Raw genomic sequence first — 21,341 nt, forward strand, 5'->3', positions numbered from 1 at the left:
GGCGCCCATGGCCCAGGACCTACGCCCGTCCCCGCCCGGCGCCCCCGCGCCCGGGGGCGGGCAGCGCCACAGCACCGTCCTCGTCGCGATCGGCGCGCTGCTGCTCGGCATGCTGCTCGCCGCGCTCGACCAGACCATCGTCTCCACCGCCCTGCCGACCATCGTCAGCGAGCTCGGCGGCATGGAGCACCTCTCCTGGGTGGTCACCGCCTACATGCTGGCGTCCACCGCCGCCACCCCCCTCTGGGGCAAGCTCGGCGACCAGTACGGGCGCAAGAAGCTCTTCCAGGCGGCCATCGTCATCTTCCTCATCGGCTCCGCCCTCTGCGGCATCGCCCAGAACATGCCGCAGCTCATCGGCTTCCGCGCCCTCCAGGGCCTCGGCGGCGGCGGGCTCATGGTGCTGTCCATGGCGATCGTCGGCGACCTCGTCCCGCCCCGGGAGCGCGGCAAGTACCAGGGCCTCTTCGGCGCCGTCTTCGGTGCCACCAGCGTCCTCGGCCCCCTCCTCGGCGGCCTCTTCACCGAGCACCTCTCCTGGCGCTGGGTCTTCTACATCAACCTGCCGATCGGGATCGTCGCCCTCTTCGTGATCGCCGCCGTGCTGCACATCCCGGTCCGCTCCACGAAGCACACCATCGACTACCTCGGCACCTTCCTCATCGCCTCGGTCGCCACCTGCCTGGTCCTCGTCGCCTCCCTCGGCGGCACCACCTGGGACTGGGGGTCGCCGCAGATCATCGGCCTCGCCGTGCTCGGAGCCGTACTCCTCGTCTGGTTCGTGCGGGTGGAGCGGCGGGCGGCCGAGCCCGTGCTGCCGCTCAAGCTGTTCCGGATCCGGACCTTCACCCTCGTCTCGGTCATCAGCTTCGTCGTCGGCTTCGCGATGTTCGGCGCGATGACCTACCTGCCGACCTTCCTCCAGGTGGTGCAGGGCGTCACCCCGACCATGTCCGGCGTCCACATGCTGCCCATGGTCCTCGGCCTGCTGCTCACCTCCACCGCCTCCGGCCAGGTCGTCAGCCGCACCGGCCGCTGGAAGGTCTTCCCCGTCGTCGGCACCGCCCTCACCGCCATCGGCCTGCTCCTCCTGCACCGGCTCACGGAGACCAGCTCCACCTGGGAGATGAGCGCCTACTTCTTCGTCTTCGGCGCCGGGCTCGGCCTCGTCATGCAGGTCCTCGTCCTCGTCGTGCAGAACGCCGTCGCCTACGAGGACCTCGGCGTCGCCACCTCCGGGGCCACCTTCTTCCGCTCCATCGGCGCGTCCTTCGGCGTCGCCGTCTTCGGCACGATCTTCACCAACCGGCTCACCTCCAAGCTGGAGGACGTCTTCGCCGCCGCCGGTCCCGGCCTCCCGCCCGGCATCGGGCCCGGGGAGGTCGCCGCCGACCCGCGCGCCGTCGCCCAGCTCCCGCCCGAACTGCGCCCCTCCGTGCTCCACGCGTACTCCACGTCCATCACGGACGTCTTCCTGTACGCGTCGCCGGTCGTCCTCGTCGCCTTCGTCGTCGCCTGGTTCCTCAAGGAGGACCGGCTCCGCACCTCGGTCACCGCGCCCGACACCACGCAGACCCTCGCCTCCAACCCGGTCGAGCGCTCCTCGTACGACGAGTGCGCCCGCGCGCTGTCCGTCCTCGGCTCCCGCGAGGGACGCAAGGCGGTCTACGTGAAGATCACCGAGCGCGCCGGGCTCGACCTGCTGCCCGCCGCGAGCTGGCTGCTGCTGCGCATCCGCCGGCACGGCACCGTCGAGCCCGCCCGGCTCGCCGAGACCACCCCCGTACCGCTGCGGGCGATCACCGAGGCCTCCCGGCAGCTGGAGGAACGGCACCTGGTCACCCGGGAGGGCGTCCAGATGATCCTCACCGAGGAGGGCGTACGGGTGACCACGCTGCTCGCCAGGGCGCGGGAGGACTCGCTCGCCGAACTCCTCGGCGACTGGTGGGGACCCGAACGGCCCACCGACCTGGTGAAACTCGTGGAGGAGCTGACGGCCGAACTGAGCGGCTCGGACGCGGAACGCCCCCGCACCTCGGAACCGCCCCGCGACCACCACGCGTGAGCGCGCGACGCGGCGGCCGCCCGTCACTCCGCCCCGTCCGCCGCCTCCCGTTCCCTCCGGCGCTCCTCGTACCGGTCGGGTGCGTCGAGGATCCACGACCAGGCGGCGTGCTCGGCGACGGGACCCACCCGGGCGGCGCCGTCGACACAGCGCGGATCGTCCCGTACGGCCAGCCCGAAGACCGCCCATATACGGGTCGTCTGCCGCTCGTCGTCGAGGAGCCCGGCCAGCGCGTCCCCGACGGCGGGCGCGGAGTCGTCGCTCGTCGCGAGGTCGTGCGCGACGAGTTCGCGGACGGTGGCGTCGGGGTCCCGGGCCAGGGCGAGCACGGCGTCCAGCCCTTCGGGAGTGGCGTGGGCCCACCGCCCCCGGTCGTCCAGTGCCCGGCGCTCCAGGGTCCGGGGCACCACGATGCGCACTCGCGGATCGGGGTGCGCGAGGTAGGAGAGCCCCAGGGGCTCGATCCTCGGGTCCTCGTGGGCGCCCAGACCGGCCAGGACCTCCGCCAAGACCTCCGGGTGCTCCTCCTCCGCCGCCCGGCCGAGGAAGAACTCCAGATTGCGCCGCGCGAACGGACTCGGGTCCTCGGACTCCTGGTCCCAGGTGTCGAGGAAGCCCATGACGTCCGCGCCGAAGCGGCGGTACAGGGGGTCGGGGTGGGCGCGCAGCGCCGCCGCGGCCTCCCACGTCTCGTCGTCCTGCCGCTCGGCGAGGGCGGAGGTGATCTCCCACCAGGAGGCGTACTCGCCGTCGGGGTGTTCGAGCGCGCACGCACGTGCGGCCAGTTCGTCGAAGCCCGGGCGCAGCCCGAAGCGCTTCTCCAGGAAGGTGAGGACTCCTGTGTGGCCGTCGCGGACGGCCGTCCCGCCGAGCCGGATCTCGTGGCACTCGGTGAACCACTCCGCGTCCCGGACCCGGACGGTCTCCACCGGGTCCGGGGAGCCGGTCCGCTCGCGCAGCACGGCGACCGGGCCCCGCTCGTGCCACTCCCGGGCGCGGGTCAGCAGCTCCGCGCGGGCGGCCCCGTCGAGCAGGGCCACGTCGCCGAGCAGGTCGAAGACGAGACCGACGGAGCCGCTGGCGACGGCCCGCAGCAGCGGGGTGCTCCCGTCGTCCAGCCGACGGAGCGCGTCCGCGCCGCCGGACTTCAGCTCCCGGGCGACCGGCGACTCGAACGCCGCGACGGCCAGACAGAGCACGGACACCCCCCGCTCGTCGACGGATTCGGGATCCGCGCCGTCCTCCAGCAGCTTCCTGACGTCGTACTCGTCCCCGTTCAGCACCGCCGCGACGAGTGGATTTCCGTCCATGCCTCCCCCTCTCCCCCCTCTCCCGTCACGGCGGCGGGACCTTCGTCCTTCACGCCGCCCCGCGACCACCACGCGTGAACACCCGGGGCGGTTCAGAGCTTCTTGCCGTACCAGACGTCCATGTACGGGCCGGTGCAGTACGCCGGTATCTCCGCGTACCCGTGCCGCACGTACAGGCTCCGCGCCTCGATCAGGTCCAGGCGCGTGTTGAGGACCATCCGGCGGGCGCCGAGGGTGCGGGCCGCGTCCTCCAGGGCGTCCATCAGGAGCCCGGCGCCGCCCCGGCCGCGGAACGCGGGGCGCAGGTAGACCCGGGTCAGTTCGGCGCGCACCCCGTCGCCGTCGCCGCCGTCGTCGAGCAGGAGCACCCCGCCGCACCCGGCCGGCTCGCCCCCGAACCGGGCGACCCGGAAGTCCCCGGTCGGCGGGGCGAGCAGCCCGGCCCCGTCGTCCGTCAGCCCCTCGTCGATCTCGGCCGCCGTCGCGGGCCGCTTCCAGTAGCGGCTCGCGACCTCGTCGTAGTAGTCGCGGCGCAGGGCGGTGGCGTCCGGGGTGTCGACGCGCTCGGGGGAGAAGGTCCAGGTCATGCGCGTCATTCTGGGACGCGCACGGCCCGGGACGCAGCCGGTTTTCTCCGGGGCTCAGCCCTTCGGGGCCGCCTGCTGGACGACCTCGAACGACCACAGGGTCGACCCGGACGCGGCGGGCTTCGGCCGCTCGCCCCCGCCCTCGCCGCCACCCTGGTGGGCGGCCCGCATGGAACCGTTCATCCAGTTCTGGAAGTCCTCCTCGCTGCGCCAGCGGGTGTACACCAGGTACTGGTCGGTGCCCTCCAGGGGCCGCAGCAGCTCGAACCACTCGAAGCCGTCGGACCCCTCCACGGCCCCGGCCCGCGAGGCGAAGCGCTGTTCCAGCACCTCGCGCTGCTCGGCCGGCACGGTCAGGACGTTGATCTTTACCACGCTGGGCACATGACACCTCTCGGAAAGCACGGGCCGGGCGCTGCGCCGAGCCTTGATCGCGTACGTGCAGTCTCGTACATGCGCCGGTCAAGGCGGCGTGAGGACGACCCGCGGGCGTGGCTCAGCTCTGTGCCCACCACGTCCCCGCTGCCCCGGCGGCCGTGGTGATCAGGGCGACGAGCCATCCGGGGACGCGTTGAACGGTCAAGTGCAGCCCGCCGCAGCGCAGTTCCAGAGCCGGTGGTGGTGCGGTGCCCGCGCTGTGGTTCATGTCGGAGTCCTCACGTCGGGATGTGCTCGGCTTGGGCTGCATGTCCTGTGGCTCCTGTCGCGCGCCATTGCGTGACGTAGGTGAAGGAAGGGACGGAACGACGTCACGACGCGGGGGCACCGGTCGAGGCCGACGTTATGCCTGGAAAGGAGGTGTCCCGGCCGCTATCGGTCATTTCGCCTTACCGGAAGGCGAGTTCGACGTGCGGATCAGTGACGACGCGGGCCCGGAAGTGCTCCGAGCGCAGGTAAGGGGCTTCGCTGCCCCCACGGCGTATCGCGCTCGTCGCGGATCCAGGCTATCCCTCCCCACCCCCGACCCGTCACGGGCTGTATGTGTACAAAACAGGGGGTGGAAGTTCGACGTTATGGACAGCGCCACGACGGAGTGGACTCTTGGCGGTTTCGATTCGGCGCGGTAATGGAGCGTCTGACGTGTGGTGGAAGAGAGGTCGCCGCTGCCGCGCATCCCGCCATGCTCGGTGTGCAGTCAGTAGCGCTGGAGTCCACGAGGAACGGCATGTCGTCTGTGGCCACCTCGACGACGGAGTGGCGGGAGGCCAAGCCGTTTCCCTCCATCCTGAGGGTGTGCCCCCGCATGTTCGCCGCACGCCGCAGACCCCGCCCCCGCTCGGCACCGGGCAGCGTCGGAAGCGTCCCACGGCGTTTCCGCGGCCCGAGTGCGGCGGGCGGGAGCGACACTCGTCACGCCCGGCCATGTGCGGTGTGCGCGGTGGGGGTATGAGCCATCGGTGGCTTCCGGATCGGCCGACCGTGGCGGTACTCGCGGTGCGCGTCTCCGGGTGAGTGGCTCGACCCGTTCACGATCTTCACGATGCTCGTAGGAGGCAGGACATGACCCGCACTCCCCCCGTCCTCCGGGCGGACACGGTACGGAGCCTGGCCGCGCGCTGGCTGTCCCGGTTCGGGGACCGGGACTTCGTCGTCTCGCCGGCCGGGCTGTGGCTGGCGCTCGGGGCCGTCGCGGCCGGGGCGCGGGGGCGGACCGCCGGGGAGCTGCGCGGGCTGCTCGGGGTCGGCGGGGAGGAGGCGGCCGTGGCCGTGACCGGGGCCGGGCGGCGGCTCGCCGGGACGGACGGGCTCGCGGTGGGCACGGGGGTGTGGGCGCGGGCGGCGGTCCGCGAGGAGTTCCGGCGGGGCCTGCCCGACGTGCGGTTCGGGGAGCTGGGCGGGGACGCGCAGGGCGCGCTCGACGCGTGGGTCCGGGAGGCCACCGGCGGGCGGATCGACGGGCTGCCGCTCGCGCTCGACGGATCCGAGGAGCTCGTGCTGCTCAACGCCCTCGCCCTGAAGGCCTCCTGGGCGTCCGCCTTCCCCCGGCACCTCACCCGCGACGAGCCCTTCACCGACGGGGACGGCCGCACCCGGCCCGTACCGACCATGCGGCGGCGGATCCCGTCCGCCTCGGTCCGGTCCGTGGACGGGGTCACCGTCGTCGAGCTGCCCTGCGCCGGGGAGGGCGCCGCCCTGGTGCGGTTCGCGCTCGGGCCCGAGGGGGCCGGACCGGGCGAGGTGCTGCCCGCAGCCTGGGCCGGGCCCGGGGCGGGGGAGCCGCTCGCCGCCGACGCGGCCGACCTCCTCCTGCCGCGCTTCACCCTCCGTACGAGGACCGAGGCGAACGGGCACCTGGCGGCGCTCGGCGTCGACCGGGCCCTGCGCCCCGGAGCCGACTTCTCCGGCCTCTCGGCGGAGGACCTCTTCGTCGACAAGGTGGTGCAGGAGGCGATGGTCGAGGTCGCCGAGGAGGGCGTCGAGGCGGCGGCCGTCACCCAGGTCAGGATGGCCCGGAGCGCTGCCCCGCCCCGCCGCGAGGCGGTGCGGCGGATCGCCTTCGACCGGCCCTTCGGCGTCGTCGTCCTCGACGCGGAGGGCGAGGTGCCGCTCTTCGCGGGGTGGCGGCGGAGTGCGCCGTCCGTGGGCGGTTAGGGCTTTTTCGGTGGGCCGGTGGGCCGGTGGTCGGCGGGGCTTCGGTTTTCGGCTTGGGCTTCCGTGGGCGTTTCCCCGCCCGTAGTACTCTGCCTGGAGTGGTTTGAACGTGGTGCTACGCCTGGAGCGGTTCAATGGTGAGACGGAACGACCAGCGGCGCGCGGCCCTCGTCGACGCGGCGATCGAGGTGCTGGCCCGGGAGGGCGCGCGGGGCATGACCTTCCGGGCAGTGGACACCGAGGCCGGCGTCCCCGTCGGCACCGCGTCCAACTACTTCACCAGCCGCGACGACCTGTTCACCCAGGCCGGGGCCCGGGTCTACGAGCGGCTCCGGCCCGACGAGGCCACCGTCGCGCGCCACCGGACGGCCGCCCGCGACCGGGAGACCTACGTCGAGCTGATGCGCGAGCTCGTCGGCCGCGTCTCCTCCTTCCGCACCGGCTACCTGGCGCTCCTCGAACTCCGCCTCGAAGCCACCCGCCGGCCCGGACTGCGCATGGTCCTCACCGAGCGGGTCCGGGCCGACGTGGACGCCAACATCGCCTATCACGAGGAGTCCGGCCTCCCCGGCGACGCCATGGCCGTCAAGCTGCTCATGCTGGCGCTGAACTGGCTGATCGTCGAACAGCTCACCCTGCCGGACGTCTTCACGGAGGCGGAGCGCGAACGCCTGGTGACGGCCGCGGTCGAGCGCGTCGTGGCGGCCGAGGAGACGCCCTAGGGCCTGCCCGACCCTGATCCGCCGGATACGCCCTAGTCCGTCACACGGGCGACCAGCAGCCCGTCGTAGCCCTTCGTGCCGACCGTCTGGAACGCGGTCGCGTCCAGGCGCGGTTCCCGGGCGACCAGGTCGAACATCTCGCGGGTGCCGGTGACGGACGGGTCGTCCGGGTGCTCGGCGGCCACCTTGCCGCCCCGCACCACGTTGTCGACGACGATCACCGTGCCCGGCCGGGAGAGCTTCAGGGCCCACTCCACGTAGCGCGGGTTGTTGACCTTGTCCGCGTCGATGAAGACCAGGTCGAACGGGCCCGCGCCCTCCGCCTCCAGCTTCGGCAGGCTGTCCAGGGCCGCGCCCGTGCGGACCTCGACGACCTCGTCGAGCCCGGCGCGGGCGACGTTGGAGCGGGCGACGTCGGCGTGGGCCGGGTCGTACTCCAGGGTGATCAGGCGTCCGTCGGCGGGCAGCGCGCGGGCCAGCCAGATCGTGCTGTAGCCGCCGAGGGTGCCGATCTCCAGGATGCTCCGGGCGCCCTGCACCCGGGCCAGGAGGTGGAGCAGCTTGCCCTGGTTGGGGGCGACGGCGATCTCCGGCAGGCCGGCCGCCGTCGAGGCGGTGAGCGCGGCGGACAGCGCCTCGTCGTCCGGGGCGAGCAGTTCGGTGAAGTAGTGGTCGACGTCCGTCCATTGAGGATTGGTCATGCGGTCGAACGTACACCCGCCCCCGGGCTCCGGTGGCGCTGCGACGCCCGGACGGCCGCGATCACCGCGACCGCCACGAGCAGCGGGCCGCCGCCCACCGTCAGGAGCCAGACGGGGACGCCGCCGGCGACGGTCAGCAGCCGGTCGGTGTGGACCACTTCGCGGTACGGGGTGTCGGCGACCCGCCGCAGGTGGTGGTCGTCGTCGATCCGCTCCGGGTTCGGGAACTCCTGCTCCAGGACGGTCAGATGGACCGGCCGGTCGCCCGCGAGCGCGGCCACGGCGCCCCCGGGCCGCTCGATCCGCCCGGCGAAGGTCACCTCGGGCCGGTCGCCGCCGATGGCGGAGCGGGGCTCCATCCGGTGGTCGGAGAGGACGGACAGGCCGAGGGTCTGGGGCGTCTTCGCGAGCCGCGAGAGCCGCATCGGGTAGACGAGCTCGGGCGAGGCGAAGGCGATGCGCAGCGGGGTCAGCTCGCCCCGGAGGACGGAGCCCTTCTCCTCGGGCGCGAGGCGGACCGCGACGTACTCCCACTTCCGCTCGACGTACGGGCGGAGCGCGCCGGTGAGCCGGTCGGGCAGGTCGAAGCCGTTCGTGCGCAGCCAGTCGCCGAGCGCGTCCGGATCGGTGGCGGTCAGCCGGGCCACGTCGAAGGGGCCGAGCCGCTCGCGGCCGACGACGCCGACGCCGCTGCCCGCGCCGGGCGCGGCCCCGGCCCCGTCGCCGCGATCGGAGTCGAACGGCCAGTCGTCCTCGCGCGGCCAGAAGTGGAAGCGGTCGCGCCGCTCGGGCGAGGTCAGCCGGGCGATCTCGTCGAACAGCTCCGGATCGCCGAGGGAGACGTCGGCCCGGCCCGGCACCGGCATGATCCAGGCCGCCCGCTCGGCGTCCCCGTGCACGCGGAAGCGCATCACGATCGTCTCGGTGCGCCCGTCCCAGCGGACGGCCGACTCCTCGCGGTCGACGCCGATCCGGCGCGACGCGTCCGGGACCATGGCGCCGCAGCCGCAGGCGTACGCCGGCGCGACGAGCGAACCGGCCTGGAGCGCGAGCAGCGCGACGAAGGCCGTCAGGATTCTTCTGATCAGGATGCCGTGTGTCCCCCGCACGGCGGCTTGGACGTACGAGGGGAAGATCCGGTTCCTCGGTGGCGGGGCCCGGGAACGCCGCAGGCCCCGCCCCTCCGTGAGGAGGGCGGGGCCTTGCGTGTGCGCGCTGTGCGGTGGCGGGACTCTTAGTACCAGCCGTTGGCCTGCCAGAACGCCCAGGCGGCGTTCGGGGAGCCGTAGCGCTCGTTCATGTAGTCGAGACCCCACTTGATCTGGGTGGCGGGGTTCGTCTTCCAGTCGGAACCGGCCGAGGACATCTTCGAGGCCGGCAGGGCCTGGACCAGGCCGTAGGCGCCACTGGAGGAGTTGGTGGCCTTGTGGTTCCAGCCGGACTCGTGGGCCACGATCTTGCTGAAGGACGCGTACTGCGAGGCGGGAACGATCTGTCGCGCGACATCCTGCGGGCTGGCGGCCGAGGCCGAGCCCGTCGTGCCGAGCACCGCACCCGACGCACCCAGCAGCACGGCTGCGGAGGCGGCGAAGGTCTTCTTGCGGGCGGCGACACGAGTGGTGAGCGAGCGGATCAAGGTTTCTACCTAACTTCGGGGACAGAGGCCGCGCCGGGCGTTTTCGGCAAGCCGGAACCAGAGCCCGGGAGACCCGGGAACTTGGGGGACCGGCCGGCCCGAGGCGCTGCGGTGAGCACCTGCTGCCTGGCGACGTCCACCAGAGAAGCAGGGCCGGAACGCCGACGCAACGACCCCTTGTACGAGGAAGGTTCGGACCCGGGAGGAACGTCCCGGGGCCGGGTGGAGTGCGTTTACGCAGGGTATGGGGGTGAGAGTGGGTCTTTGGGCGGTTCCGTACGTCTACTATTCCGGCTCGTACGTGACCTGGGTCCTGTGGGCCGCCTCACTCGCGGGGGCCCCTTCCGGGCCCTCGAATGTGACCTGGGCCTCGAAGTTCGCCCGCCTCGTCGCCCGCCGCAGCGCCCTCAGGAGGGTGCCGCCGACCGTGAGCGTGAGGACGACGGTGAGCACGGCCCGGCCGAGGTCCCAGCCGAGGGAGGTGGCGGTGACGTACGCGAGGAAGCGGACCAGGTTCTCGTGGAGCGGCGCGCCCGGCTGGAAGGAGATCCCGCTGCTCAGGCCCTGGAGCAGGACCCAGCCCTGGAGGTTCATGACCGTGCCGTACGCGAACGCCGCAGCGAAGCCGTACGCGGAGAGCATCAGGAGCTCGGCCCGGCCCCGGAGCGTCCGCTGCCCCGGCAACAGCCCGGCGCCCATCGTGAACCAGCCCATCGACAGCATCTGGAACGGCATCCAGGGGCCCACACCGCCCGTGAGCAGCGCGGACGCGAACATCGTCACCGCGCCGAGGACGAAGCCGAAGCCCGGGCCCAGGACCCGGCCGCTCAGCACCATCAGGAAGAACATCGGCTCCAGGCCGGCCGTCCCCGCCCCCAGCGGGCGCAGCGCCGCGCCCACGGCGGCGAGCACCCCCAGCATCGCGACCGCCTTCGCGTCCATGCCCGAGTCCGCGATCGTCGCCACCACCACCGCGACGAGCAGCGGCAGCAGCGCCGCGAACAGCCACGGAGCGTCACCGGCGTGCGACGTGACGGCCGAGCCGGCGTCCGCGAACAGGGGCCAGCAGAAGGCGGCGATCCCGATCAGGGAGACGAGGAGGAGGGCGGCGATCGAGCGCGGGCCCAGGCGGAGGGGGCGGGCGCTCACCGTGCCCCCTCCAGCGCCCGCTCCACCTGCTCGACCGTGAGCCACGGCTGCGGGGCCAGGACCTTGGCCACCTGCGGCGAGAACGCGGGCGAGGAGACCACGACCTCGGCCGTCGGGCCGTCCGCGACCACCTCGCCGTCCGCGAGGATCACCACCCGGTGGGCCAGCTCGGCCGCCAGCTCCACGTCGTGCGTGGCGAGCACGATCGCGTGCCCGTCCTCCGCGAGGCCCCGCAGGTGCTCGACCAGGCGGGCCTTGGCCGCGTAGTCCAGGCCCCGGGTCGGCTCGTCCAGGAGGAGCAGCGGCGGGCGGCCGGTCAGGACGACGGCCAGGGCGAGGGCGAGCCGCTGGCCCTCGGACAGGTCCCGGGGGTGCGTGTCGTCCGCGACGCCCGGCAGCAGCTCGGACACCAGGGCCCGGCAGGTCCCGTCCTCCGCGCCCGCGTCCGCGTCGGCCGCCGCGCACTCGGCGGCGACGGTGTCCGCGTACAGCAGGTCCCTCGGCTCCTGCGGCACCAGGCCGACCCGCCGGATCAGCTCGCGCGGGTCCGTGGCGTGCGGGGCCCGGCCCGCGATCCGGACGGTGCCGGAGGTGGGGGCGATCATGCCGACGAGCGCGGAGAGCAGGGTCGACTTTCCGGCGCCGTTCCGCCCCATGAGGGCGACGGTCTCGCCGGGGTCCACGCGGAGGTCGATCTTGCGGAGGGCCTCTACGCGGGCGCGGCGGATGTGGAGGGAGTCGGTGAGGAGGAGGGGGGTGGTGGGGGATTGCTCCTTGTCCTGCGGCTGCCGTCGTCGTGAGAAGAGGGAGAAGCCCCCACCCCTCTCCCCACGCCCGAGGGCGTGGGGAGAGGGGTGGGGGAGGCGCCCCGCAGGGATCCCCGCCCCGATCAGGGGCTCCAGGCGCTCCTTCAGGCCCCCCGCCCTCCGCCTCGCGTCCCGGACCGTCAGGGGGAGGGGGGTCCAGCCCGCCAGGCGGCCCAGGGTGACCACCGGGGGGTGGATGGGGGAGACGGACATGACGGCGGACGGCGGGCCCATGACCGCCTCCGGGAGGAGGAGGACCTGGTCCGCGTACTGGACGACGCGTTCGAGGCGGTGCTCCGCGAGGAGGACCGTCGTGCCGAGGTCGTGGACCAGGCGCTGGAGGACCGCGAGGACGTCCTCCGCCGCCGACGGGTCGAGCGCGGAGGTCGGCTCGTCGAGGACGAGGACCTTGGGGTGCGGGGTGAGGACGGAGCCGATCGCGACCCGCTGGCGCTGCCCGCCGGAGAGCGTCGCGATCGGGCGGTCGCGGAGTTCGGCGAGGCCGAGGAGGTCGAGGGTCTCCTCGACCCGGCGCCGCATGACGCCGGGCGCGAGCCCCAGGGACTCCATCCCGTACGCGAGCTCGTCCTCGACCGTGTCGGTGACGAAGTGGGCCGACGGGTCCTGGCCCACCGTGCCCACCACGTCCGCCAGCTCGCGCGGCGGATGCGTGCGGGTGTCCCGGCCGTCGACGGTCACCCGGCCGGTCAGCGTGCCGCCCGTGAAGTGGGGGACCAGGCCCGAGACCGCGTTCAGGAGGGTCGACTTGCCGACGCCCGAGGGGCCCACCAGGAGGACCAGTTCGCCCTCCGGGACGGTGAGGTCGAGGTTCCGGAGCGTGGGCTCGGCGTCCTCCTCGTACCTCACCGAGACGTTCTCGAAGCGGATCACGGGTTCTCCTCGGGTACGGGGGCCACGAACGCCGGCACCAGGCCCACCAGGACCGACAGCGCGGGCAGCAGCGGCAGCTCCGGGGCCTTCAGGGGGACGACCCCCGGGTGCAGGGCCTCCGGGGCGTACGCGTTCGCGCGGATCATCAGGACCGCGACCGCCACCCCGGACCCCGCCACCAGCCAGGACCGGGCGCCCCAGCGGTCGGGCCGGTACCGGGTCCGCACGGTCCGGCGTCCGCCGAGCCGGAGCCCGGCCACGGCGGCGAGGAGCCCGGCGCCGAGCAGCGGGAGGCCGTACCCCGCGCCCTCCGCCGCGAGCAGCCCGTACGAGCCGGCGCAGATGCCGAGGAGCCCGCCGAGGGTCAGGACGTTGGTGGTGCGGCGCACGGACGCCGGGACGTGGGCCGTGCGCCCGTAGCCCCGCGCGTCCATCGACGCCGCCACCGCGACCGAGCGTTCGAGGGCTCCCTCCAGGACCGGCAGGCCGATCTGGAGGACCGCCCGGACCCCGCCCGTGGTGCGGCCCCGCAGCCGGCGGGCGGTCCGCAGCCGGACCACGTCGGCGACCATGTTCGGCGCGAAGGTCATCGCCACGACGACGGCGACCCCCGCCTCGTATAGGGCTCCCGGCAGCGACTTGAGCAGCCGCGCCGGGTTGGCGAGCGCGTTCGCGGCGCCCACGCAGATCAGCAGGGTCGCCAGCTTGGCGCCGTCGTACACCGCGAACAGCAGTTGCTCGGCCGTCACCCGGCCGCCGATCCGCACCCCCTGAGCCCAGTCGGGCAGCGGCACCTCGGGCAGGGTGAAGAGGAGGTGCGTGCCCGGGATCGGGGAGCCCAGGAGGAGGGAGAAGAGGACCCGGAGGGCCACGACGAACAGGCCCAGCTTCACGAACGCGCCGTACGAGCGGGCCCAGGGCGCGTCCGTGCGGCGGGCCGCGACGACGTAGCCCGCGACGCCGACGATCAGGCCGAGCAGCAGCGGGTTGGTGGTGCGGGAGGCGGCGACGGCCAGGCCGAGCGCCCACAGCCACCACGCCCCCGCGTGCAGGGCGTTGGCCCGGGTCGCGACGGGGGCCGAGAGGGCGTCGAGCGCGCGGCGCAGCCTGCCGTGGGCGGGGGCGGTGCTCATCCGCGGCGGCGGGCCTTCCAGATCGCCGCCCCGCCGAGCGCGAGGACGGCCGCCCCGCCGACGAGCACGCCGACGGACGGACCGCCGCCGTCGCCCTTCTGCTCCCGCGCGGCGGTGGGGGCGGGGGTGGGGGAGCCTCCGGCCGTGGGCTCCTCGGCGACCTCCTCGCCGCAGCCCCGCGCCGGATAGCCCGCGATCCCGCACAGCATGGCCCCGCTGCCGTACCGCAGCGGCTTCGCCACGGCGGCGAGCGCCTCCGCGCCGGTCGCGTCGGGGCGGACCTGCGCGCAGCCGGTCGTGATCCGCCGCGCGGGCGGGGCCTCGCCGGGCGGGGCGTCGGCCGGACCGCCGAAGTCGACGACGACCGCGACCCGCTTCGTGCCGTCCTTCGCCGCCACGTCCCCGCAGATCCGGGCGAAGTCCGGGGCGGCGGTGGGTTTGGCGGTGTCGTCGGCCTCCTTGCTGACCGCGAAGCGGAAGCCGACCGCGTCGCCGTCGGCGGGCCGGGCGGTCGCCGGGCCCTGCGTGGCGTACGCCCAGGGCTTGCCGCCGTCGCTCTCCCAGTACGCCCAGTAGCGGTAGCCGGCGGCGTGCGCCGGGGCGGCCGCGACCCCGGCGAGGGTGAGCAGTGCCCCGGCCGCGGCGCCCGCGACCCGGGTGGTGGTCCTGACGGCGGTGGCGGTCACTTCTTGCGGCCGCTCAGGAGGAAGCCGATGCCGACGCCGACGACCGTGCCGATGCCGATGATCCACCAGAGGTCGAAGCCGGAGTCCTCCTCGTCGGCGGTGGAGGAGGAGGCGGAGGTGGAGGTGTCGGGGCTCTTGGGGGCCGGACCGGCGGCGTTGAGCTGCTCGACCAGGTCGACCGAGCCGAACTTGCGCGGGTCGGTCTCCGTCGCGCGGGCGGCCAGGACCAGCTGGGCGTAGGCGGCCGGGCCGCTCTCCTTCGCCCAGGCCGCGGAGTTCTTCTCCAGCCATTCCAGGGCGGGCATGGCCTCCTTGGAGGCGCCGGCGGCGGAGAGCGCGACGACGGCGTCGGCGGTGTTGCCGAAGTCGGGCTGCTCGGTGGTGTCGGTGGCGCCCGGCATCGGCGGCTGGACCAGGTGGTGGGTCTTGGCGAGGGCCTTCGCCAGGTAGGAGGCGCCGTTCAGGGCGGCCCGCTCGGAGGTCGGCTTCGACAGGTCGGTGCAGGTGGGGGCCTGCTCGGGGGAGGCCTTGGTGGCGACCATGCTCTTGCCGAGCCCGGCGAGGGTGCCGGCGGCGGTGGCGTCGGCGTTGGCGAACAGCTTCCCGGTCTTGTCGGGCTGGTACGCGAAGGCGCCGGGGCCCTCCTTGTCCGTGCAGGGCAGCGCGAAGGAGAGGAGCGCGTCGTAGGGGGAGCGGCCCTCGGCGGAGGTGAAGTCGACGGGGCGCACACCGGTCGCGGCGAGGGCGCCGACGACGACGGAGGTGGAGTTGGCGTCGCTGGCTCCGCCGGCGCTGTAGCCCCAGCCGCCGTCCTTGTTCTGCACGGACTTCAGCCAGTCGGTGCCGGCCTTGACGGCCTGGTCGGCCTTCTCGGGGGCGGCGCTCTGGCGGCGTACGGCGGCGAGCGCCTGGACGGCGGCGGCGGTGGCGTTGGTGTCCCGCATCGTCTTCGCGTCGCAGGGCTTCGCGGCGTCCGCGCGGTAGGCGGGGAAGGCGCCGTCGTCGCACTGCTGGCCGAGGAGCCACTCCACCGCCTGGTCGGCGGGCTGGTAGCCGGTGGCGCGCTGGGCGAGGAAGGAGAGCGACTGGCGCCAGACGCCGTCGTAGGTCGGGTCCTTCGTGCCGTACAGACCGGCCGGGAGCTTTCCGGCGGAGGGGGTCGGGGAGGGGGCGGCGGCGGCCTGCCCGGCTGCTCCGGTGCCGAGTACGGCGACGGCGGCGGTGAGCGCGGCGGCGGCGCGGCGGACGGTGTTCATGGGGCCCTCTCCTGCGGCCGGGCACGGCACGCCTCGGGGCACCGGCTCCGGCTCCGTGTTCCTCGACGGTGCCGGCGGTCACGTCCCGTCCGGGGCATTCCGACTTGCCGCCCTCGTGGAGAAGGCGGGTACACGGCTGCGGGTCAGTACCGGATTTCCACCGGTTTCCCCCCGTACGGGCATGATGACGACCCGCTTACTGTACCGGCCCGTACGCGCTGCTCACGGAGGGTGTGAGCGGCCTCGCACCGGCCGCGGAAAAGGACGGGCCGTCACGTCCGGCCCTGTGCCAGACTCCTGCGGCACCGCCGGACGATCACCGTCCGGCGGCGATCGACGGGGACGGGGAACAAGGGTGGGGAAGAACATGCGCAGGGGGACGGCGGTCCGGGCGGCCGTGGTCATGGCCGTGGTGCTCGGCGCCGCGGGCTGCGACACGGGTGACGGCGGGACGTCCGCCGCCCCCTCGGTGACGGTCCGGGCCGAGGACCTCGGTCCGGTCACGAAGGCCTCGGCCCAGGCGGACATCGACGCGGCGGTCGCGGACGCGGGCGCTCCGGCCGGCGATCCGGACTGGGCGAAGATGACCGCGCCCCGTTGCGGGGCCGGTTACCGCGGCTACGGGACGGAGGGCGAGAAGGTCGACCTCAGCCGGTACGAGGCGGTGGTCGGCGAGCTGCGCGAGCGTGGTTGGCAGTCGTCCGGGGAGGCGCCCGAGCGCAAGGACGAGAACGGGACGGTCCAGATCGCCCAGAAGGTCTTCACGAAGCGTGGCTGGACCCTGACGGCGGAGTTCCAGGGCTTCGAGACGGGACTGATCAATGTGTCGGCCGCCGACAAGGCCTGTACCGACGAGATCCGTGACCGCATCCCGCTCCCCGTGCAGTCCGCCCTGTCCGCCGGCGGGACAGAGGGGCAGTAGTCGCAACGGTCGCCGGCCCGGCGCCTTCCACCGGAAGCCGCCCCGGCCGGAAGGGCCTCAGCCCGTCGCCGCCCCCGCCCCGATCAACCCGCACACCGTCTCGATGTCGATCTTCACCTGGGCGATCGAGGACCGTCCCGACAGCCACGTGATCAGCGCCGAGTGCCAGGTGTGCTCGATCACCCGGACCGCCGAGCGCTGGGCCGGCGTCGGGTGTGCCGTCCCCATCGCGTCCAGGACGATCGCGGTCGTCAGCCGGGAGACCTCGTCCACCTCGGCGCTCGCCCCGCGGTCCGCGAAGATCAGCGCCCGCACCATCGCGTCGGCGAGCTGCGGCTCCCGCTGGAGCGCCCGGAAGGCCCGCATCAGGGTCTCCGCGACCCGCTCCGCCGGGTCCGCGCCCGCCGGGGGCCGCTTGCGCAGCGTCGTGTGCAGGTGCCGGAGCTGGTCCTGCATCACCGCGACGAGCAGGTGGATCTTCGACGGGAAGTAGCGGTACAGCGTGCCCAGGGCCACGCCCGCCTCCTCGGCGACCTCCCGCATCTGCACGGCGTCGAACCCGCCCCGCGACGCGAGCCGCGTGCTGGCGTCCAGGATGCGCCGCCGCCGCGCCTCCTGGCGCTCCGTGAGGGGCGCGGCGGCGCCGTGGTCCGCCCTGTTGTCTGCGGTCATGGGGTCCCGTTCCGTGCGGTGGGGAGCGACAGTATGGCGGCGGCGCCGCCGTGGCGCGAATCACCCGCTCCGGATCTCACCGCGGTGCTACCTGCCGGTAGATTCTGTCCTTCCCGGACGACCTGACGACGGCCGAGTCTGTAACTTGTTCTAGATTAACGCCAGCGGTTACGCTCCGGCGAAACGCACGCTCGAAGGGGGCCGCGCATGACCGCCGAGGCCGTAGAGGCAGGCCCCCGACAGGCCGTCACCGACCCCGGTGACGGCCCCCGAGTTCTCGACCGTGCTCGAACAGGGGGGACCCCCACGTTGCGGATCGCTCTCCTCACGTACAAGGGGAACCCCTTCTGCGGGGGCCAGGGCGTCTACGTCCGGCACCTCTCCCGCGAGCTCGCCCGCCTCGGCCACACCGTCGAGGTCATCGGCTCCCAGCCGTACCCGACGCTCGACGAGGGCGTGCCCCTCACCGAGATCGCCAGCCTCGACCTCTACCGCTCCCCGGACCCCTTCCGGACCCCGAAGCGCGACGAGTACCGCGACTGGATCGACGCCCTCGAAGTCGCCACCATGTGGACCGGCGGCTTCCCCGAGCCGCTCACCTTCTCCCTGCGGGCCCGCCGCATGCTCGCCGCCCGCCGCGGCGACTTCGACGTCGTCCACGACAACCAGACCCTCGGGTACGGACTCCTCGGCGGCCCGCGCGCGCTCGGCGCGCCCCTCGTCACCACGATCCACCACCCCATCACCGTCGACCGCGGCCTCGAACTCGACGCCGCCGACGGCTGGAAGCGCCGCCTCTCGGTCCGCCGCTGGTACGCCTTCACCAGCATGCAGAAGCGGGTCGCCCGCCGCCTGCCCTCCGTGCTCACCGTCTCCGGCACCTCCCGCCAGGAGATCGTCGAGCACCTCGGCGTGCGCGAGGACCGCATCCGGGTCGTCCACATCGGCGCCGACACCGACCTCTGGTCCCCGGACCCCTCGGTCGCCGAGGTCCCCGGCCGGATCGTCACCACCTCCAGCGCCGACGTCCCCCTCAAGGGCCTGATCCACCTGATCGAGGCGCTCGCCAAGCTCCGCACCGAGAACCCCGACGCGCACCTCGTCGTCGTCGGCAAGCGCGCCGAGGACGGCCCCGTCGCCCGGGCCATCGAGCGGTACGGCCTCGAAGGCGCCGTCGAGTTCGTCAAGGGCATCAGCGACGCCGAGCTCGTCGACCTCGTCCGCTCCGCCCAGGTCTCCTGCGTGCCCTCGCTGTACGAGGGGTTCTCGCTGCCCGCCGCCGAGGCCATGGCCACCGGCACCCCGCTCGTCGCCACCACCGGCGGCGCGATCCCCGAGGTCGCGGGCCCCGACGGCGAGACCTGCCTCGCGGTGCCGCCCGGCGACGCCGGCGCGCTCGCCGCCGCCCTCGGCCGGGTCCTCGGCGACCCGGACCTGCGCGTCCGGCTCGGCGCCGCCGGACGGGAACGGGTCCTCGACCGCTTCACCTGGGCCCGCGCCGCCCAGGGCACGGCCGAGCTGTACCGCGAGGCGATCGCCCGCCGGGGCGCCGCCTCCCCAGGCACCCGCCGGTGACCACCGCGCGCCCGCGCGCACCGCACCACCCCCACCCGCACCGCCCCCGTCCCGACCGCGAAGGCAGGCCCTCGTGCTGACCGTCGACTTCACCCGCTTCCCGCTCGCCCCCGGCGACCGCGTGCTCGACCTGGGCTGCGGTGCGGGCCGGCACGCCTTCGAGTGCTACCGGCGCGGCGCCCGGGTCGTGGCCCTCGACCAGAACGCCGAGGAGATCCGCGAGGTCGCCAAGTGGTTCGCGGCCATGAAGGAGGCCGGGGAGGCCCCGGCCGGCGCCACCGCGACCGCGATGGAGGGCGACGCCCTCAACCTGCCCTTCCCCGACGAGTCCTTCGACGTCGTCATCATCTCCGAGGTCATGGAGCACATCCCGGACGACAAGGGCGTCCTCGCCGAGATGGTCCGCGTCCTCAGGCCGGGCGGCCGGATCGCGGTCACCGTCCCCCGCTACGGCCCCGAGAAGGTCTGCTGGACGCTCTCCGACGAGTACCACGAGGTCGAGGGCGGCCACATCCGCATCTACAAGGCCGACGAGCTCCTCGGCAAGATCCGGCAGGCCGGCCTCAGGCCGTACGGCACCCACCACGCGCACGCGCTGCACTCGCCGTACTGGTGGCTCAAGTGCGCCTTCGGCGTCGACAACGACAAGGCGCTGCCGGTCCGGGCGTACCACAAGCTCCTGGTCTGGGACATCATGAAGAAGCCCGCCCTGACCCGGGTCGCCGAGCAGCTCCTCAACCCGGTCGTCGGCAAGAGCTTCGTGGCCTACGCGACCAAGCCGCACCTCCCGAAGGCCGATGCCGAGTGACGAGCCCCGAGCGGATCGCCGAGCACCTCGTCCTGCCCGGGGTGCTCACCGCCGAGCAGGCCGCCGAGACCGTCGCCGGGATACTCGCCGTCCAGCGCGAGGACGGCGCGATCCCCTGGTTCCGCGGCCACCACCTCGACCCCTGGGACCACACCGAGGCCGCGATGGCCCTGGACGCGGCCGGCGAGCACGCCGCCGCCGCCCGCGCCTACGAGTGGCTCGCCCGGCACCAGAACGGCGACGGCTCCTGGTACGCGGCCTACCACGATGGCGACCCGGAGCGGGTCACCGACCGGAGCCGGGAGTCCAACTTCGTCGCGTACATAGCGGTCGGCGTCTGGCACCACTACCTGTCCACCGGCGACGACGCCTTCCTCGACCGGATGTGGCCCGTCGTCTACGCCGCCGTCGAGTTCGTCCTCGAACTCCAGCGGCCCGGCGGCCAGATCGGCTGGAAGCGCGAGCCGTCAGGCGAGCCCGTCACCGACGCCCTCCTCACCGGCAGCTCCTCGATCCACCAGGCCCTGCGCTGCGCCCTCGCCATCGCCGAGGCCCGCGAGGAGCCGCAGCCGGACTGGGAGCTGGCGGCCGGGGCCCTCGGCCACGCGATCCGCCGCCACCCCGAGCGCTTCCTCGACAAGTCCCGCTACTCGATGGACTGGTACTACCCGGTCCTCGGCGGCGCGGTCACCGGCGAGGAGGCGAGGACCCGGATCGACGCGTCCTGGGACGCGTTCGTCGTGCCCGGCCTCGGCGTCCGCTGCGTGGTCCCCAACCCGTGGGTCACCGGCGGCGAGAGCTGCGAACTCGCCCTCGCCCTCTGGGCGGTGGGGGAGTCCGACCGGGCCCTCACGATCCTCCAGGACGTCCAGCACCTGCGGGCCGCGAACGGCATGTACTGGACGGGATACGTCTTCGAGGGCGACACGGACGCCGACAAGGCGATGTGGCCGGAGGAGCAGACGAGCTGGACCGCCGGGTCCCTGCTGCTCGCGGTGGCCGCGCTCGGCGGCGAGGAGGCCACGGTCGCCGTCTTCGGCGGCGAGCGCCTCCCGTCCGGCCTCGAACCGGACTGCTGCGGGGACCTCACCACCTGAAGGACCCGAAGGACCCGAAGGACCCGAAGGACCCGAAAGACCTGAAGGGCCGGTACCCGTACGGAGTCGCCCCGGTGGCGCCCGTACGGGCCCGGGGCGAGGCTGGCGCCACAGCCCCCAGGGAGGTCCCGTCGTGCCCGGAACCCTTACGCGCGGAGCCGTGGCGCTGCCGCTGTGCTGCGCCCTGCTCCTGACCACCGCCGCCTGCGGCGGTGACGACGGCGGGCAGGGCGCGAGCGCCTCCGCGAACCCCTCGGCGTCCCCGGCCCCGTCGGGCAGCGCCGAGCGGCAGAAGCTGGCCAAGACCCGGTTCGTCGCCAACGCCGGTCTGGCCGCGGGCGCCACGTACCAGTGGATCGTGAAGCCGTACCGCGCGGGCACGTTCAAGAAGGGCGCGGACGGGCGCACCTTCGCCGTGGTGAAGGCCGGTCTCGCGGGCGCGTTCGCCTACAACCGGCTCAAGGCGGCGGCGGAGAACGCCAAGGGCGACCCGCTGCTCTCCAAGGCGGTCGCGCCGCTCACCGCCGGGATCGACTCGCTCAAGGACCTCGGCACGAAGTTCCGCAAGGGCGAGGTGGGCGAGGGGGACGTCGGCGCCTTCGAGAGCGTGATCAACAGCGTCAAGGAGGCGGGCAGGAGCGCGGGCGCGGAGGTGAGGGACCAGGTGCCCAGCACGTCCCAGCTCGGGGGATGACGGTCGGGGAACGGCGACGGCCCCCGTCCGGACCGAGGA

Annotated in this window: 21 protein-coding genes, 1 pseudogene and 1 riboswitch; of the genes and pseudogenes, 8 read left to right on the plus strand and 14 right to left on the minus strand. The window is 73.9% G+C overall.

What is annotated here, in order from left to right; genetic code table 11:
• Positions 1-7: 7 nt before the first annotated feature.
• Positions 8-2,065 carry an MDR family MFS transporter gene (locus ACWGSR_RS13120; RefSeq protein ID WP_376242187.1) on the plus strand — a complete coding sequence of 686 codons (2,058 nt, stop codon included), beginning with the start codon at positions 8-10 and terminating at the stop codon, positions 2,063-2,065.
• 23 nt (positions 2,066-2,088) lie between these two features.
• Here ACWGSR_RS13120 and ACWGSR_RS13125 read toward each other — a convergent pair whose 3' ends face one another.
• The 5 genes and pseudogenes from ACWGSR_RS13125 to ACWGSR_RS13145 all read right to left on the minus strand — a co-directional run.
• On the minus strand, positions 2,089-3,375 hold the full coding sequence (locus tag ACWGSR_RS13125) for a hypothetical protein (RefSeq protein ID WP_453566087.1): 1,287 nt from the start codon (positions 3,373-3,375) through the stop codon (positions 2,089-2,091).
• A gap of 92 nt (positions 3,376-3,467) precedes the next feature.
• The gene (locus ACWGSR_RS13130) at positions 3,468-3,971 is read right to left on the minus strand and encodes a GNAT family N-acetyltransferase (protein ID WP_383314319.1); all 504 of its coding nucleotides are present in this window, start codon (positions 3,969-3,971) and stop codon (positions 3,468-3,470) included.
• Positions 3,972-4,016: 45 nt separating this feature from the next.
• Positions 4,017-4,346 carry an antibiotic biosynthesis monooxygenase family protein gene (locus ACWGSR_RS13135; protein ID WP_381389200.1) on the minus strand — a complete coding sequence of 110 codons (330 nt, stop codon included), beginning with the start codon at positions 4,344-4,346 and terminating at the stop codon, positions 4,017-4,019.
• A gap of 112 nt (positions 4,347-4,458) precedes the next feature.
• Positions 4,459-4,608, minus strand: coding sequence for a hypothetical protein (locus ACWGSR_RS13140; RefSeq protein ID WP_366375652.1), 150 nt, complete (start codon positions 4,606-4,608; stop codon positions 4,459-4,461).
• A 482-nt stretch (positions 4,609-5,090) separates the two neighbouring features.
• Positions 5,091-5,213 (minus strand): annotated as a pseudogene (locus ACWGSR_RS13145) (hypothetical protein); the annotation flags it as partial.
• A 249-nt stretch (positions 5,214-5,462) separates the two neighbouring features.
• On the opposite strand from ACWGSR_RS13145, the gene ACWGSR_RS13150 reads away from it, so the two are divergent.
• Positions 5,463-6,554, plus strand: coding sequence for a serpin family protein (locus ACWGSR_RS13150; protein ID WP_453566091.1), 1,092 nt, complete (start codon positions 5,463-5,465; stop codon positions 6,552-6,554).
• A 134-nt stretch (positions 6,555-6,688) separates the two neighbouring features.
• Positions 6,689-7,276 (plus strand): TetR/AcrR family transcriptional regulator, encoded by a 588-nt coding sequence (locus ACWGSR_RS13155; RefSeq protein WP_453566094.1) that lies wholly within the window; start codon positions 6,689-6,691, stop codon positions 7,274-7,276.
• Positions 7,277-7,308: 32 nt separating this feature from the next.
• Here the strand turns inward: ACWGSR_RS13155 and ACWGSR_RS13160 are convergent, their stop codons facing one another.
• From ACWGSR_RS13160 to ACWGSR_RS13195, 8 genes are all read right to left on the minus strand, one after another.
• A complete protein-coding gene (locus ACWGSR_RS13160; protein WP_376242176.1) occupies positions 7,309-7,977 on the minus strand; it encodes an O-methyltransferase in 669 nt (222 codons plus the stop codon).
• Positions 7,974-9,086, minus strand: coding sequence for a DUF2330 domain-containing protein (locus tag ACWGSR_RS13165; RefSeq protein ID WP_453566098.1), 1,113 nt, complete (start codon positions 9,084-9,086; stop codon positions 7,974-7,976). Before ACWGSR_RS13165 ends, ACWGSR_RS13160 begins: the two co-directional genes overlap by 4 nt.
• Before the next feature lie 125 nt (positions 9,087-9,211).
• Positions 9,212-9,613, minus strand: coding sequence for an aggregation-promoting factor C-terminal-like domain-containing protein (locus tag ACWGSR_RS13170; RefSeq protein ID WP_366375643.1), 402 nt, complete (start codon positions 9,611-9,613; stop codon positions 9,212-9,214).
• Between the two features lie 285 nt (positions 9,614-9,898).
• On the minus strand, positions 9,899-10,762 hold the full coding sequence (locus ACWGSR_RS13175; RefSeq protein ID WP_376242172.1) for an ECF transporter S component: 864 nt from the start codon (positions 10,760-10,762) through the stop codon (positions 9,899-9,901).
• A complete protein-coding gene (locus tag ACWGSR_RS13180) occupies positions 10,759-12,459 on the minus strand; it encodes an ABC transporter ATP-binding protein (protein ID WP_453566101.1) in 1,701 nt (566 codons plus the stop codon). The genes ACWGSR_RS13175 and ACWGSR_RS13180 overlap by 4 nt, the downstream gene beginning before the upstream one ends.
• Positions 12,456-13,592, minus strand: a complete 1,137-nt coding sequence (locus ACWGSR_RS13185; protein ID WP_453566103.1) for an energy-coupling factor transporter transmembrane component T — start codon at positions 13,590-13,592, stop codon at positions 12,456-12,458. Before ACWGSR_RS13185 ends, ACWGSR_RS13180 begins: the two co-directional genes overlap by 4 nt.
• Entirely contained in the window at positions 13,589-14,278 is a 690-nt protein-coding gene (locus ACWGSR_RS13190; RefSeq protein WP_453566105.1) for an SCO2322 family protein, read from the minus strand. The genes ACWGSR_RS13185 and ACWGSR_RS13190 overlap by 4 nt, the downstream gene beginning before the upstream one ends.
• Entirely contained in the window at positions 14,275-15,534 is a 1,260-nt protein-coding gene (locus ACWGSR_RS13195) for a prenyltransferase/squalene oxidase repeat-containing protein (protein WP_453566107.1), read from the minus strand. Before ACWGSR_RS13195 ends, ACWGSR_RS13190 begins: the two co-directional genes overlap by 4 nt.
• Positions 15,535-15,626: 92 nt before the next feature.
• Positions 15,627-15,705: riboswitch (cobalamin riboswitch) on the minus strand.
• A gap of 196 nt (positions 15,706-15,901) precedes the next feature.
• Between ACWGSR_RS13195 and ACWGSR_RS13200 the strand changes: the two genes are divergently transcribed.
• Positions 15,902-16,456, plus strand: a complete 555-nt coding sequence (locus ACWGSR_RS13200) for a hypothetical protein (RefSeq protein ID WP_453566109.1) — start codon at positions 15,902-15,904, stop codon at positions 16,454-16,456.
• Between the two features lie 57 nt (positions 16,457-16,513).
• Here ACWGSR_RS13200 and ACWGSR_RS13205 read toward each other — a convergent pair whose 3' ends face one another.
• On the minus strand, positions 16,514-17,128 hold the full coding sequence (locus ACWGSR_RS13205) for a TetR family transcriptional regulator (protein WP_376241670.1): 615 nt from the start codon (positions 17,126-17,128) through the stop codon (positions 16,514-16,516).
• 207 nt (positions 17,129-17,335) lie between these two features.
• On the opposite strand from ACWGSR_RS13205, the gene ACWGSR_RS13210 reads away from it, so the two are divergent.
• From ACWGSR_RS13210 to ACWGSR_RS13225, 4 genes are all read left to right on the plus strand, one after another.
• Positions 17,336-18,703: a glycosyltransferase family 4 protein gene (locus ACWGSR_RS13210; protein WP_453566111.1), complete on the plus strand. Its 1,368-nt coding sequence runs from the start codon at positions 17,336-17,338 to the stop codon at positions 18,701-18,703.
• 73 nt (positions 18,704-18,776) lie between these two features.
• Positions 18,777-19,511, plus strand: a complete 735-nt coding sequence (locus tag ACWGSR_RS13215) for a class I SAM-dependent methyltransferase (protein WP_453566114.1) — start codon at positions 18,777-18,779, stop codon at positions 19,509-19,511.
• Complete coding sequence (locus ACWGSR_RS13220) at positions 19,508-20,608, plus strand: prenyltransferase (RefSeq protein ID WP_453566117.1); 1,101 nt, start codon at positions 19,508-19,510, stop codon at positions 20,606-20,608. Before ACWGSR_RS13215 ends, ACWGSR_RS13220 begins: the two co-directional genes overlap by 4 nt.
• A gap of 133 nt (positions 20,609-20,741) precedes the next feature.
• Positions 20,742-21,302: a hypothetical protein gene (locus ACWGSR_RS13225; protein ID WP_376241662.1), complete on the plus strand. Its 561-nt coding sequence runs from the start codon at positions 20,742-20,744 to the stop codon at positions 21,300-21,302.
• The last annotated feature ends 39 nt before the right edge of the window (positions 21,303-21,341 follow it).

Source organism: Streptomyces sp. NPDC055632, from assembly GCF_053618675.1.